This window comes from Geminicoccus harenae (genome assembly GCF_019800005.1).
Taxonomy (GTDB): Bacteria; Pseudomonadota; Alphaproteobacteria; order Geminicoccales; family Geminicoccaceae; genus Geminicoccus; species Geminicoccus harenae.
This window is the reverse complement of the sequence record NZ_JABGCL010000001.1, coordinates 1-13,197: the sequence shown is the minus strand read 5'-3', so window position 1 is coordinate 13,197 and position 13,197 is coordinate 1. Positions and strand designations below refer to the sequence as shown.

Sequence of the window (13,197 nt, the reverse complement as noted above, 5' to 3'; positions counted from 1 at the left end):
ACCTGCCGATGGCGCGTGCCCTGGCCGAGGCCAGGGCCGCGTCCGAACGGGGCGAGGTGCCGGTGGGCGCGGTGGTCACCGACCGGGCCGGGCGGATCGTCGCCGCGGACGGCAACCGGGTCGAGGAATGGCGGGATCCCACCGCCCATGCCGAGATCCTGGTCCTGCGCGCCGCGGCCACCGCCCTGGGCTCGCCGCGCCTGGTCGACCATGACCTGTGGGTGACGCTGGAGCCCTGCCCCATGTGCGCCCAGGCGATCGCGTTTGCCCGGATCCGCCGCCTCCACTACGGCGCCGCCGATCCCAAGGGCGGCGGCGTCGACCACGGCCCGCACATCTTCGCCCAGCCGACCTGCCATCATCGACCGGAAGTGGTGGCCGGCATCCGGGAGACGGAGGCGGCGGCGCTGTTGCGGGAGTTCTTCCAGGCGCGGCGTTGACCAACGCCAGGGACGATGTGTATGTTCTTGCAAGTTCATACACATCGAGCACGTGATGCGCACCAACATCGACATTGATGATGCTCTCCTGGCGGAAGCGGCCCGGCTCACCGGGCTGCCCACGAAGAAGGCGGTCGTCGAGGAGGCGTTGCGCAGGCTCGTTCGTCAGAAGGGTCAGGCGGAAGCGTTGCGCGAATTGACCGGCATCGGCTGGGAAGGCGATCTCGACTCGATGCGCACCGACCGGGGTGGCCATGGACCCTGGGGTACGCCGGACAGCGACGAGCCGCCCTCCACGTGACCTTTCTTACTGTGGACAGTTCCGTCTGGATCGACGTCTTCAGAGGCAGGGATACGCCGGAAGTCAGGCTGTTTCACGCGCAGAGCGACGAGACTGAGATCGTCCTGGGCGATCTCGTCCTGGCGGAACTCCTGTCCGGTGCGCGGGACGAGGGGCACGCCATCCGCATCGACCAGTGGCTGCGGCGGTTTCCGACGATCGAGATGGTAGGCGGGCGCAACGCGCGGGTCGCTGCCCGGAACTACCGTATCCTGCGCCGCCTGGGCTTCACCATCCGCAAGCCGAACGACCTGTTCATCGCGACCTGGTGCATCGAGGAAGGCGCCACCCTCCTCCACCGCGACCGCGACTTCGACCCGTTCGAGCAGCATCTGGGCCTGCGCGTGCTGCGCTGAGGGCTCGGCATTGATCCGTCGAGCGGCTGCAACCTATGTTCAAGTGCAACAGTTCAGGCAGATCACATGAAGACCCAGATCGACATCGACGAGGACCTGCTTCGTGAGGCGATGAAAGCCACCGGGCTCTCCTCCACACAGGAGGTGATCCGTGCGGCACTGGAAAAGCTCGTACGGCTGGAAAAGCAGCGTGAGACCCTCAGATCGATCGAAGGCAGCATCACCTATGATCCGGTCACGGAGACGTGGACAGCGAAGGATCAATTCGAGCCGACGCCTTGATCGTCGCAGACACGAGCGTCTGGATCGATTTTCTGCGGGGTGCTGGAACGGAACGGAGCCGGTTGATCGCGATCGCCGCCGATGCGGATGAGTTGGTGGTACCCGATCTCGTTATCTATGAACTGATGGCAGGAGCCATCACATCGCGCGATCGCCTGCTGATCGAGCGCAAGGTCGCCTCATACCGGGTGGTGGATGTCGCCGGTGACGACCGAGTACGCGCTGCCGCAGAGCATTACCGCTTTCTTCGCAACCGCGGCATTTCCATCCGCAAGACCGTGGATGTCCTGATCGCCAGCTTCTGCATCACCGAGCGTGCTCCCCTCATCCACGACGACCGCGACTTCGATCCGTTCGAGCAGCATCTGGGCCTGCGCGTCCTGCGCTGAGCCTCACACCCCTGCCCGCTTCCGCCCCCGTGCCCGCGCCTTTGCGTCCCTGGCCTTTTCCGCCCGCGACTTGCTGGTGGGCTTCCAGGCATGGGCGCTGGCCTGCGCCACCGGGCGGGACGGCATGCCGAGTTCGCCGTCCTCCAGCCGCTTGATCTCGTCGCGCAGCCGGGCGGCTTCCTCGAACTCCAGGTTGCTGGCGGCCTTGCGCATCCGCTGCTCGAGCTCGCCGATATGGCGCTGCAGCTCCATGCCGGTCAGGATGGTCGGCTGGTCCTCGACCAGGTCCACCGTCACATAGTCGCGCTCGGCCACGTCCTTCAGGATGTCGGCGATCTGCCGCTTGATGGTCTGCGGCGTGATGCCATGCGCCTCGTTGTGCGCGAGCTGCTTGGCCCGGCGTCGCTCGGTCTCGGCCAGCGCCGCCTCGAGCGACCGGGTCATCCGGTCGGCGTAGAGCACGACCTTGCCCTCGACGTTGCGGGCCGCCCGGCCGATCGTCTGCACCAGCGAGGTCTCCGAGCGCAGATAGCCCTCCTTGTCGGCATCCAGGATCGCGACCAGCCCGCATTCGGGGATGTCCAGTCCCTCGCGCAGCAGGTTGATGCCGACCAGCACGTCGAACTTGCCGAGACGCAGGTCGCGGATGATCTCGATGCGCTCCAGCGTGTCGATGTCCGAGTGCATGTAGCGCACCTGGACGCCCTGCTCGTGCAGGTACTCGGACAGGTCCTCGGCCATCCGCTTGGTCAGCGTGGTGACCAGCGTGCGCAGGCCCTTCTCCTTGGCCAGGCCGATCTCGTGCATCAGGTCGTCGACCTGGTGCTCGACCGGCCGGACCACGCAGACCGGGTCGACCAGACCGGTCGGGCGGATCACCTGCTCGGAGAACACGCCGCCGGTCCGCTCCATCTCCCAGGAGCCGGGCGTGGCCGAGACGAAGATCGTCTGCGGCCGCATCGCGTCCCATTCCTCGAACTTGAGCGGGCGGTTGTCCTTGCAGGACGGCAGGCGGAAGCCGAACTCCGACAGGATCGACTTGCGGGCGAAGTCGCCCTTGTACATGCCGCCCACCTGCGGGACGGTGACGTGGCTCTCGTCCACGATCAGCAGCGCATTGTCCGGCAGGTACTCGAACAGGGTCGGCGGCGGCTCGCCGGGTGCGCGGCCGGTGAGGTAACGTGAATAGTTCTCGATGCCGGAGCAGGACCCGGTGGTGAGGATCATCTCCAGGTCGGCCGTGGTGCGCTGCTCGATCCGCTCTGCCTCCAGCAGCTTGCCGGTCGCGCGGAAGTGCTCCAGCGTCTCCTTCAGCTCCAGCCGGATGCCCTCCACCGCCGCCTGCAATGTAGGCTTGGGTGTCACGTAGTGGCTGTTGGGATAAAGGCGGATCTGGTCCAGCTTCTCCAGCCGCTTGCCGGTGAGCGGGTCGATCTCCACCAGCGCGTCGACCGTGTCGCCGAACAGGTCGATCCGCCAGGCCTTGTCCTCCAGGTGCGCCGGGAAGATCTCGATCACGTCGCCCTTGGCGCGGAAGTTGCCGCGCGCCAGCTCCATGTCGTTGCGCTTGTACTGCAGCTCGACGAAGGCGCGCAGCAGCTTGGCCCGGTCGACCTTCTGCCCCTTCTTCAGGGTCATGGTCATCCGCGCATAGGTCTCGGGGCTGCCGATACCGTAGATGCAGCTCACCGACGCCACGATGATGACGTCGTCGCGCTCGAACAGCGCCCGGGTCGCCGAGTGGCGCATCCGGTCGATCTGCTCGTTGATGGCCGAGGTCTTCTCGATATAGGTGTCGGTGCGGGCGACGTAGGCTTCGGGCTGATAGTAGTCGTAATAGGAAACGAAGTACTCGACCGAGTTCTCCGGAAAGAAGCTCTTCATCTCGCCGTAGAGCTGGGCGGCCAGGATCTTGTTCGGCGCCAGGATCAGCGTCGGCCGCTGCAGGTTGCGTATGACGTTCGCCATGGTGAACGTCTTGCCGGAGCCGGTGACGCCCAGGAGCACCTGGTCGCGCTCGCCGCGCAGCAGGCCCTCGGTCAGCTCCTGGATCGCCTGCGGCTGGTCGCCCGCCGGCTGGTAGTCCGAGGCGAGCGTGAGCGCCTGCCCACCCTCCGGTCGCTGGATCAGCTCCGGGCTCTCCGCCACTGCCTTCAACAGGTCCAGACCAGCCAGCGCGTCCGTCGTGGGCAGCTTCGTCATGGTTCACCCGTCGCCGTTCATCCGCATGCGGTCCGACATGGTGGGGTGGCAGCGGCACCAGAACAAGAGGGGAACGGTGTGGCCATTCGGTCTCACTGACTTGGCCGTCCTGGCTGTCGCAAAGATGCGACTTGGCGAATAATATTAACTTCATGTAATAATAGCCCGTCGAGTCATCGCTCATGACGCAGGGAGCATTTCCATGGCGACCGTCATCGGCACGAACCGGGTGGATCTCCTGCGCGGCACCCCCGGCCCGGACACGTTCTTCGCCCGGGGCGGCAACGACCTCCTCAGCGGCAGGGAAGGTGCCGACCGCCTGCACGGGGAGGCCGGCGACGACCGGATCTGGGGCGATGCGGGCAGCGACCGGCTCTATGGCGGGACCGGCCATGACCGGCTGCGGGCCGGCAGCGGCCGCGACTGGCTGGACGGCGACAGCGGCAACGACCTGGTCGATGGCGGCGCCGGCAACGACCGCGCCTATGGCGGCGATGGCGACGACCTCGTCCTGGGCGGTGCCGGGAACGACTACCTGTCGGGCGGCAGCGGCGACGATGTCGTGCGCGGCGGCGAAGGGACCGATGTGCTCACGGGCCGTGAGGGCTGGGACGCCCTCTACGGCGACGCGGGCAACGATGCTCTCCAGGTCGGCATCCTCGGATTCCTGGACGAACCCGAGCCCGACCTCGACCTCGGCCCCAACTTTGCCGACGGCGGTGCCGGCGACGACCACATCTATGGTGCCGGCGGCGCCGACCGGCTGCTGGGTGGTGCGGGGAACGACCGGATCGAGGGCCGCTCCGGTGCCGACCGCATCGATGGCGGCGACGGCCAGGACGGGCTCACGGGCGGCCTCGGCAGCGACGTGATCCATGGCGGTGCCGGGCGCGACTTCATTCGCATGGGCGACGCCATCGTCCCGGAGCTGGACCGGGACACGGGCGTGAACAGGGGCTACGGGGACGCTGGGGACGACCATCTGGAAGGAGGTGCCGGCGAGGATCGGCTCTTCGGCGGCGACGGCAACGATGTGCTGCTCGGCGGGAAGGAGGGCAATGACCTGCTGGACGGCGGTGCCGGCAACGATTCGCTGAACGGCTATCGCGGCGATGATCGCCTGATCGGCGGAACGGGCGAGGACCGGTTCATGAACATGTTCTGGAACGCCGCAGAGGAGATGGCGATCTTCGGCGGACCGGGCAACGACCGGATCGTCGACTTCACCAGGGGCAGCGATCACATCTGGATCGAGCACGGTACCGAGAGCGAGTTCCGCTACGATCTCGACTTCGGCGATCTGGATACCAGCGGCAACGGCGTCCTCGATGCCGCAGACGCCTTCGTCCGCATCGAGAACCTCACCGACCACGGTGTCACGGCCAGTTCCACGGTCATCGACCTGGCCGCCATGCTTCATTCGATCCAGCCGGACGACCCCGAACCCTGGGGACCTGCCACGCTGCAGGTCTACCGCGTAACGGGGCTGCAGAGCAGCGACTTCGAGTTCCACAGCACTCCCTGATTCCGACGCGACCATGGCGGATCCGATCCGGTTCCGCGGTTTGGAGCAACGCGAATGGCAACCATGATCGGCACAGGCCGGCCGGACATCCTGACCGGCACAACCGCGGCCGACAGCATTTTCGGCCGGGCGGGCAACGACGTCATCGCCGGCAAGGCAGGCCATGACAGGCTGCACGGCGAAGCCGGCGACGACCGCATCTGGGGCGATGCAGGCAACGATCGGCTATACGGTGGCGCAGGCCGTGATCATCTCTGGGGCGGCAGCGGCAACGACTGGATCGACGGTGTCACCGGCGACGACGTGATCCACGGCGGCAACGGCAACGACCGGGCGTATGGCGGAGCTGGCCGGGATCGCCTCTACGGTGAGGCCGGCGACGACCGGCTGTCCGGCGGCGATGGGGATGATCGGGTTTCCGGTGGAGACGGCCGGGACGAGATGCTCGGCTGGGCCGGAGCGGACCGACTGCTGGGCGACGCCGGCGATGACCTGATCCTGGGCGGGCTAGGTCCGGACCGCGTCTGGGGCGGGTCGGGAAACGACGAGATTTATCTGGGCTCGGCGACCTTCCCTGAAGACGAGGAGGACTTCGCCGCCAACACCGCCTATGGCGAGGATGGCAGGGATCGCTTGTTCGGTGGAGAAGGCGACGACGATCTTCATGGCGGCGACGGTGGTGATGGCCTGTATGGACACAACGGCAATGATCTCCTGAGCGGGGGTGCCGGCGACGACAGCCTGCAAGGGCAGGGCGGCGACGATCGGCTGATCGGAGGTTCGGGCTCGGACCGCTTCTGGATCGAACTTCACGACCATGGCCCGGGCGGCATCGACCGGATTGTCGATTTCGTTCGAGGCGACGAAGAGATCGACATCAGCCATTACAACGACGACCAGTTCCCAACGTCGCTCGATTTCGGCGTTCTGGACAGCAACGGCAACGGCCGGCTCGACGACGCCGATGCGTTCGTCGAGATCGAGCGCCTGTCCGAGCAAGGGGGGCAGGCTTGGTCGACGGTCATCGACCTGGGCGCGGCGATGAAAACGGTGCGTGGTGACGACGGCTCCTCGCCGACGCCATCGGTCCTGGAGGTCTATGGCGTCACCGGGATGCGCAGTTCGGACATCACCGTTAACGATTTCGCTTCGCCCTGAAGCCCGATCCCGGAGGCCTTCGATTCCTCAGCGTAGGTCGACGCTGACCGGCGTGCCCAGCATGTCGAATGGCAGCGGCTCGTCGGGCCGGATCACGACCGGCACGGCGCCGTCGCCGCGCACCCGGCCGCGCCCGCCCGCCAGATCGTCCAGCGGCGCCTTCAGCTCGACCCGCTCGATCTGGCCGGTACGTGGTGCCGCCTCGCCCGGCAGGTCGATGCGCACCGGCAGGCCGGGCGCCAGCTCCCTGGCCTGCGCCAGCGGCAGCATCGCCGTGACCTTGAGCGGCTCCTCGGCGGAGATCAGCAGGGCGGTCGTCGCCCCGGCACCGACGCCCGCCCCGTCCGCCACCTTCCATTCGCCGAGCGTGCAGATGCAGGGCGAGCGCAGCTCGTACTCGGCGAGGTCGACCGCCCCGATCACGCGGGCGATCGGTGTACCGACCTCGACGATCTCGCCGATCGGGAAGCGCTCCAGCCGGCCAGCCACCGGCGCGTTCAGCCGGTACACCGGTGCTTCGATCCGGGCATCGGTAACGTGGATCCGGTAGAAGCGCTGGTAGGCGCTCCAGCCGAGCACGCTGACCAGCGCCAGCCCCGCCAGGCCCATGATCGCCCAGCCCAGCAGCGTGCGCCCCTTGCCGGCACTTCCCGCCTGGGCGGGCTGGCGCGGCGGCTGGAAGGATTCCCGGCCGAGCGCCACCAGCACGTCGCCGGGCGAGGCGATCTCGCCGGTCAGGTAGCGGTCGACGATCTGCCGGAACAGGCTGATCTGGCCCTTGGTCATGCCGGTGAAGCGGCAGCCGAAGCGGGGTCGGTCCGGGAGGCGGTAGATCAGCTCCGCCTCCAGATGCATGGTCAGCTCGAAGTCCTCGAACGGCAGCTCCAGGGTGACCGGGAAGACCTCGCCCTCGCGCAGCTTGGGCGGCTCGGAATCGATCCCCAGCCCGCCCAGCGACCAGTCGTCGACCTGGTACCAGTCCCCCGCGATCTCCGCGCGGATCGGGATCTTCAGCCGGACATGCTGGCGATGGATCTCCGCCTCGTGGACGACCGCTGCTTCATTCATGCCCTGGTTCGACATTCAACGTCCTTCGAGCGGCAACGGCAGGACCCCGGTCCAGAGCGCGAGCACGGTGACGAGCGCCAGGACGCCCAGGAGCTGGCAGTAGACGGCACCCGCCTCGATCAGGACGGCCCGCCAGCCGGTGGCGACCGCGCGGCTGGCGATGTTCTGGCGGGTCCAGCGCTGCCTGTCCAACCGGAACAGGGCGCGGCCCTTGACCAGGGCCAGCGCCACCTGGTCGTACCAGAGCAGGAGCGGCCAGCTCCCTTCCACCCGGTTGCGGGTGGTGAGCAGGAGCAGGGTCTGCAGGGAGCGGGTGAACATCACCCAGATCAGGTAGAACAAGAGCGCCCAGGGCGTGTGGGTGAAGGTCAGCAGCAGCGCCACGATCGGGCCGACCAGCGGCGTCCAGATCGAGATGCGCTGGTCGAGCAGCGTCCACCACAGGAACGGGCCGACCCGGGCCGGCCCCAGCGCCAGCGCCCGGGCCCCGGAGCGCAGCATGTTGCCCGACCAGCGCAGCACGAGCTTGCGCGAGGCGCGGACGAAGCCGCCGGGCGGGGGATGCTCGATCGTGGCGACCTGGACGTCCGGCACGTAGAGCATTCGCCGGCCGGTGCGCAGCAGGTGGAACCAGGTCGACTTGTCCTCGCCGGTCAGGAACTGGATGCGGCCGAGCCGCCAATGGTCCATCCCGTCATTCTCGACCGCGGCGATGAAGTCCGGCTCGACGGCGACCTCGGCCGGGAACAGGGAGAAGCGCCCGGTCATCGCCAGCACCCGGCCGGACAGGGACAGGGAACTCATGGTCTGGTGGCGCCGGGCGAAGCGCAGCCGGTGCCAGGAGGAGAACGGGAAGCGCTCGCCGACCGTGAACGGCTTCTCGTCGGTGGTGATCCCGCCCAGCGCCGGGTCGAGGGCGAAGAACGGCACGGTGCGGGCCAGCGTGCCGGGCGGCAGCACCGTGTCGCCGTCCATCACCCCCACCACCGCCCCAGCGGAAGGTACGCGCCGCGACACGCCGCGCAGGGCGATCCCGAGAGCCCGCCGCTTGCCCTCGCCGCTGACCCGCACGATCAGGAGCCGCACCCGGTCCGGCAGGCCGGACAGGTCGAACAGGCGCTGGATGGCGATCTCGTCGGCCCGCTCGACGATGGAGGCGACCAGCGTCACCTGGCCGTTCCAGGCAGCCGCCTCCGCGATCACCGAGCGCCAGCAGGCGAGCGTCGTGTCCAGCTCGATCCGGTAGCTGGTCACGATCAGGAACAGTTCGTTGCCGCTGGCCTCCGGCCGCGCCGCCAGGGCATCGGCCCGTTCCCGCAGGTCGGGGAACACCAGCCGGCGCCAGACCAGGCCGCGGACCACGTGGACCAGGCCCCAGCCATAGCGCCATATGCCGATCCCGCCGGTCAGGAACAGGATCTCGTGGCCGACCGCGCGCACCGCACTCTCCGGCACGAGCAGGACGGCGATCGCGACCACGAGGAAATGGGCCAGCAGGATCATGAGGTCCCGCCTGCAACCGGGAGTGGCTTGCCCGGACCGCCTGTCCTGCCCGCCAAGATCACCCCCATGCCTTGCCGCCGTCCTTTCCGTGAGGCGGGCCAGGAACGCCATGTCCCCCCGGCTCCTCGACGCCTGTCTAATGAGCGCAGGGTGGCGGTGGAAGGCAGAAGCGGCGCTACCGCGCGGTTCTCGTCATGGCTGTGGCTCGCTTGCGGATGACGAACGCCCGGCATCCCGGCCGGGAAGCTTACGGAGCCGTGAGCGGCACATCACTTGAGCTTCGTGATCGTCACTCCTAATTTGGTCGCCGGTAGAACATTTTGAGCGGGCAGGCCGTCGATGGCGAAGAACGAACGGATCCTCATCGTCGACGACGACACCGCCCTGCGCCGCGAGTTGGCCGAGCAGCTCACCATGCACGAGGGCTTCCGGGTCCAGGAGGCCGGCAGCGGCAAGGAAGCGCTGGCGCTGGTCAAGAGCGAGGAATTCGACCTCGTGATCCTGGACGTGGGCCTGCCCGACACGGACGGCCGCGACCTGTGCAAGCTCCTGCGCAAGAACGGGGTGAAGGCTCCGGTCATCATGCTGACCGGCCGCGACGGCGATGCCGACGAGGTGCTGGCCCTGGAGAGCGGCGCCAACGACTATGTGACCAAGCCCTTCCGCATGTGGGTCCTGATGGCCCGCATCCGCGCCCATCTGCGCCAGCACGAGCTGTCCGACGACGCGGTCTTCCAGATCGGCCCCTATGCCTTCAAGCCTGCGGCCAAGATGCTGACCCAGGGCCAGAAGAAGATCCACCTGACCGAGAAGGAAACCGCGATCCTGAAGTATCTCTACCGGATCGGCGACCGGCCGGTCGCGCGCGAGGTGCTGCTGGACGAGGTCTGGGGCTACAATACCGGTGTCACCACCCACACGCTCGAGACCCACATCTACCGGCTCCGCCAGAAGGTCGAACCCAATCCGGGCCAGGTGTCGCTGATCGTCACCGAGGCAGGCGGCTACCGGCTGGCGCGCTGAACTCTAAGCGACCCGCATTTCGGCTTCTGACTGCCGATCCCGTCGCCAATGGTTGTATAGTGCCTGCTGACCTTCAGGTCAGGAGGCAGGCATGGCACTGTTCATCGGGACCACAGGCGACGACCGGCTGACCGGTACGTCGGGCAAGGACACGCTGTACGGCCGCGCCGGCAAGGACGTGCTCACCGCCGGCGCCGGCAACGACGCGCTCTATGGCGAAGCCGGGGACGATACGCTCTGGGGCCAGGACGGCAACGACCGGCTCTGGGGCGGCGATGGCCGCGACACGCTCCGCGCCGGCAACGGCAACGACCTGCTGCGCGGCAATGCCGACCATGACCTGCTGTTCGGTGCAAACGGCAACGACGCGCTGGCCGGGGATGACGGCGATGACCGTCTCTACGGCGGTGCCGGTGACGACACGGCGCATGGCGGGGCCGGCAACGACCTCGTGGCCGGGCAGCGGGGCAACGACCTTCTGTTCGGTGGGGCCGGCAACGACGTGCTGGAAGGCTGGCAGGGCGACGACCGGCTCGATGCCGGCCAAGGCGACGACGCAGTGGCCGGCTGGGACGGCCGGGACCTGATCTGGCTGGGTGCCGGCCAGGACACCATTGTGTTCAACGGCGCGATCTTCGGCCAGTACCTGGACCATGTCGGCGCCGAGTACATCAACCCGGACGACGACCTGGTGCTCGACTTCGTACCGGGCGAGGACCGGATCCTCCAGATGACGTTCACGGTCGACGACCCGCTGGAAGGCACCTCCACTGCGACGACCGTCGACTTCGCGCGGCTGGACAGCAACGCGGACGGAAGGCTGGACGATGCCGACGCCCATGTCGACGCCGTCAGGGTGAGCCTGGCGGGGGAGTCCCGGGACTCGCTCGCGATCCATGCCGGCGATGCCAGCGGGATCGCGTTCTTCGCCGGCAGCACGCTGACCCTGGCGGGCGTGACCGGCCTTTCGCCGGGCGACTTCACCGCCTGATTCCTGGCTGGCGCTTGCACGACCGGAGACTGCACCGCTAAAGCCCGGTCGACCGAGCAGGCCATGTCAGGACGAGGGAAGAACGATGCCGCTGCCGACGCCCGAGGGCTACCGGGTCCTGGACGAGAGCTCCCTGCGCGACCTGCTCGCCAGCCTGCCCGCCGTGGCCCAGCGGGTCGGCGGGGACGCGGCGGCATGGCGGATCCGCGAGGTCGGCGATGGCAATCTCAACCTCGTCTTCATCATCGAGGGCACCCATGGCGGGATCTGCGTGAAGCAGGCCCTGCCCTATGTGCGGCTGGTCGGCGAGAGCTGGCCGCTCGACCTGAACCGCGCCTTCTTCGAGTACCGCGCCAGCGTCATCCAGGCCGAGCACTGCCAGGGGCTGGTGCCGGAGATCCTCCATTACGATCCGAAGCTCTACCTGATCGTGATGGAGCTGCTCTCGCCGCACATCATCATGCGGCGCGGCATGATCGACGCCGTGGTCTATCCGCGCTTCGTCGAGCACATCACCGACTACATGGCGCGCTCGCTCTACTTCACCTCGGACCTGGCCCTGCCGGCGGCGCGCAAGAAGGCGATGATCGCCGAGTTCTGCCCGAACACCGACCTGTGCAAGATCACCGAGGACCTGATCTTCACCGATCCCTACCGGGTCCACGAGTTGAACCGCTGGACCAGCCCGCAGCTGGATAGCTGGGCGGCGATGTGGCGCGAGGACGACCAGCTCAAGCTCGCGGTCTCGCAGCTGAAGGTGGACTTTTTGTCCCGCGCCGAGGCCCTGCTGCATGGCGATCTCCATACCGGCTCGATCATGGTGACCGAGGCCGAGACCCGGGTGATCGACCCGGAGTTCGCCTTCGTGGGGCCGATGGGCTTCGACGTCGGCAAGCTGATCGCCAACCTGCTGATGAACTATCTGAGCCATGACGGCCACGAGACCCGGCCCGGCGAGCGCGACGACTACCGCGCCTGGGTGATCGACACGATCCACGGCGTCTGGCACGGCTTCGCCACCAAGTTCGTCGCCCTGTGGGCCAAGAACCGCACCGGCGACGCCTACCCCCGCGACCTCCTGCCCGACGACTCCTCGGTCTTCCGCCAGGCCCAGTCCGCCTACATGGCACACTTATGGACCGACAGCCTGCGCTTTGCCGGCGCCTCCCTCACCCGCCGCACGCTGGGCCTCGCCCACAATGCCGACCTGGAGCGCATCGAGGACCCCGACCGCCGCGCCGCCTGCGAGAGGCGCGTCCTGGAACTCTCCCGCGACCTGCTCGTGAACCCCGACAGCTACGCCCATATCGAGCAGGTGACGGCACGCGCCCAGGCGCTGCGGGCGCGGGATCTCGGCTGAGCACCTTCTGTAGGTCGACAGGTGCTGGATGATCCGTTGGCGATCACCAGGCAGGACCCGCACCCGGACGGCGACCGCTGGCAGACGATCGGCGTACCGGCACCCGGGAGTTCTGCCGTCATCCTGGTGGTGCACACCGATCTCCGTCTCCTCGATGACGGCAGCGAGATCGGCCGGATCATCTCGGTCCGGCGTGCGACACGGCACGAGAGAAGAGCTTATGAGGAAGGGACACCTTAGATGTACGGTCCCGGGATGTGGTGTGACGGATCGAGCCTGAACCGGTCGGGCTCTTTTGCCCAGACCTGGCAGATGAATTCGTAGGGGGTCAGGCCGCGCAGGGTCTTGAGCCGGCGGGCGTGGTTGTAGGCGTCCACGAACAGCTGCAGATGGACCCGGAGCTGTTCATGGCTGTCGTAGTGGTAGCGCTTGACGGTAGCGTCCTTGATCGTGCGGTTCATGCGCTCGACCTGGCCGTTGGTCCAAGGGTGGTTCACCTTGGTCAGGCGGTGCTCGATGCTGTGCTCTGCGCAAACCCGGTCGAAGATGTGGACGAAGGC

15 protein-coding genes are annotated in these 13,197 nt (G+C 67.6%); 11 read left to right on the top strand and 4 right to left on the bottom strand.

The features are described 5' to 3' along the window. Positions 1-8: 8 nt before the first annotated feature. The 5 genes from HLA95_RS00075 to vapC (HLA95_RS00055) all read left to right on the top strand — a co-directional run bounded on the left by HLA95_RS00075 (position 9) and on the right by vapC (HLA95_RS00055) (position 1,807). Entirely contained in the window at positions 9-440 is a 432-nt protein-coding gene (locus tag HLA95_RS00075; protein WP_222182117.1) for a nucleoside deaminase, read from the top strand. Positions 441-495: 55 nt separating this feature from the next. Continuing rightward, positions 496-741, top strand: coding sequence for a type II toxin-antitoxin system VapB family antitoxin (locus tag HLA95_RS00070; protein WP_191060185.1), 246 nt, complete (start codon positions 496-498; stop codon positions 739-741). Continuing rightward, positions 738-1,136 carry a type II toxin-antitoxin system VapC family toxin gene (vapC, locus tag HLA95_RS00065; protein ID WP_191060186.1) on the top strand — a complete coding sequence of 133 codons (399 nt, stop codon included), beginning with the start codon at positions 738-740 and terminating at the stop codon, positions 1,134-1,136. The genes HLA95_RS00070 and vapC (HLA95_RS00065) overlap by 4 nt, the downstream gene beginning before the upstream one ends. A 66-nt stretch (positions 1,137-1,202) precedes the next feature. Continuing rightward, a complete protein-coding gene (locus HLA95_RS00060) occupies positions 1,203-1,418 on the top strand; it encodes a type II toxin-antitoxin system VapB family antitoxin (RefSeq protein ID WP_191060187.1) in 216 nt (71 codons plus the stop codon). Continuing rightward, complete coding sequence (gene vapC, locus HLA95_RS00055) at positions 1,415-1,807, top strand: type II toxin-antitoxin system VapC family toxin (protein WP_191060188.1); 393 nt, start codon at positions 1,415-1,417, stop codon at positions 1,805-1,807. The genes HLA95_RS00060 and vapC (HLA95_RS00055) overlap by 4 nt, the downstream gene beginning before the upstream one ends. 3 nt (positions 1,808-1,810) lie before the next feature. Here vapC (HLA95_RS00055) and uvrB read toward each other — a convergent pair whose 3' ends face one another. Next, the gene (gene uvrB, locus HLA95_RS00050) at positions 1,811-4,009 is read right to left on the bottom strand and encodes an excinuclease ABC subunit UvrB (protein WP_191060189.1); all 2,199 of its coding nucleotides are present in this window, start codon (positions 4,007-4,009) and stop codon (positions 1,811-1,813) included. 202 nt (positions 4,010-4,211) lie between these two features. Here uvrB and HLA95_RS00045 point away from each other — a divergent pair, with 202 nt between their 5' ends. Together HLA95_RS00045 and HLA95_RS28790 are read left to right on the top strand one after the other, a co-directional pair. Continuing rightward, entirely contained in the window at positions 4,212-5,534 is a 1,323-nt protein-coding gene (locus tag HLA95_RS00045; RefSeq protein ID WP_191060190.1) for a calcium-binding protein, read from the top strand. 54 nt (positions 5,535-5,588) lie between these two features. Continuing rightward, positions 5,589-6,692 (top strand): calcium-binding protein, encoded by a 1,104-nt coding sequence (locus HLA95_RS28790; RefSeq protein WP_191060191.1) that lies wholly within the window; start codon positions 5,589-5,591, stop codon positions 6,690-6,692. Between the two features lie 27 nt (positions 6,693-6,719). Here the strand turns inward: HLA95_RS28790 and HLA95_RS00035 are convergent, their stop codons facing one another. Next, positions 6,720-7,760, bottom strand: coding sequence for a PilZ domain-containing protein (locus HLA95_RS00035; protein ID WP_222181969.1), 1,041 nt, complete (start codon positions 7,758-7,760; stop codon positions 6,720-6,722). A gap of 15 nt (positions 7,761-7,775) precedes the next feature. After that, positions 7,776-9,263, bottom strand: a complete 1,488-nt coding sequence (locus HLA95_RS00030; protein ID WP_191060355.1) for a glycosyltransferase — start codon at positions 9,261-9,263, stop codon at positions 7,776-7,778. 339 nt (positions 9,264-9,602) lie between these two features. On the opposite strand from HLA95_RS00030, the gene HLA95_RS00025 reads away from it, so the two are divergent. The 4 genes from HLA95_RS00025 to HLA95_RS00010 all read left to right on the top strand — a co-directional run bounded on the left by HLA95_RS00025 (position 9,603) and on the right by HLA95_RS00010 (position 12,877). After that, positions 9,603-10,286, top strand: coding sequence for a response regulator transcription factor (locus HLA95_RS00025; protein ID WP_191060356.1), 684 nt, complete (start codon positions 9,603-9,605; stop codon positions 10,284-10,286). Positions 10,287-10,377: 91 nt separating this feature from the next. Beyond that, positions 10,378-11,277, top strand: coding sequence for a calcium-binding protein (locus tag HLA95_RS28785; protein ID WP_191060357.1), 900 nt, complete (start codon positions 10,378-10,380; stop codon positions 11,275-11,277). 85 nt (positions 11,278-11,362) lie between these two features. After that, complete coding sequence (gene mtnK, locus HLA95_RS00015) at positions 11,363-12,637, top strand: S-methyl-5-thioribose kinase (RefSeq protein WP_191060358.1); 1,275 nt, start codon at positions 11,363-11,365, stop codon at positions 12,635-12,637. A 21-nt stretch (positions 12,638-12,658) separates the two neighbouring features. Beyond that, positions 12,659-12,877: a BrnT family toxin gene (locus tag HLA95_RS00010; protein ID WP_191060359.1), complete on the top strand. Its 219-nt coding sequence runs from the start codon at positions 12,659-12,661 to the stop codon at positions 12,875-12,877. Here HLA95_RS00010 and HLA95_RS00005 read toward each other — a convergent pair. Further along, positions 12,874-13,197 (bottom strand): integrase core domain-containing protein (locus HLA95_RS00005; RefSeq protein WP_222181967.1); only part of this gene is annotated, 324 nt, incomplete at its 5' end. The genes HLA95_RS00010 and HLA95_RS00005 overlap by 4 nt on opposite strands.

Excerpts from the sequence above, each read along its gene's own strand:
- HLA95_RS00075 (WP_222182117.1), top strand. The coding sequence starts at position 9 with ATGGCGCGTGCCCTGGCCGAGGCCAGGGCCGCGTCCGAACGGGGCGAG.
- HLA95_RS00070 (WP_191060185.1), top strand. The coding sequence starts at position 496 with ATGCGCACCAACATCGACATTGATGATGCTCTCCTGGCGGAAGCGGCC.
- HLA95_RS00060 (WP_191060187.1), top strand. The coding sequence starts at position 1,203 with ATGAAGACCCAGATCGACATCGACGAGGACCTGCTTCGTGAGGCGATG.
- uvrB (WP_191060189.1), bottom strand. The coding sequence starts at position 4,009 with ATGACGAAGCTGCCCACGACGGACGCGCTGGCTGGTCTGGACCTGTTG.
- HLA95_RS00045 (WP_191060190.1), top strand. The coding sequence starts at position 4,212 with ATGGCGACCGTCATCGGCACGAACCGGGTGGATCTCCTGCGCGGCACC.
- HLA95_RS28790 (WP_191060191.1), top strand. The coding sequence starts at position 5,589 with ATGGCAACCATGATCGGCACAGGCCGGCCGGACATCCTGACCGGCACA.
- HLA95_RS00035 (WP_222181969.1), bottom strand. The coding sequence starts at position 7,760 with ATGAATGAAGCAGCGGTCGTCCACGAGGCGGAGATCCATCGCCAGCAT.
- HLA95_RS00030 (WP_191060355.1), bottom strand. The coding sequence starts at position 9,263 with ATGATCCTGCTGGCCCATTTCCTCGTGGTCGCGATCGCCGTCCTGCTC.
- HLA95_RS00025 (WP_191060356.1), top strand. The coding sequence starts at position 9,603 with ATGGCGAAGAACGAACGGATCCTCATCGTCGACGACGACACCGCCCTG.
- HLA95_RS28785 (WP_191060357.1), top strand. The coding sequence starts at position 10,378 with ATGGCACTGTTCATCGGGACCACAGGCGACGACCGGCTGACCGGTACG.
- mtnK (WP_191060358.1), top strand. The coding sequence starts at position 11,363 with ATGCCGCTGCCGACGCCCGAGGGCTACCGGGTCCTGGACGAGAGCTCC.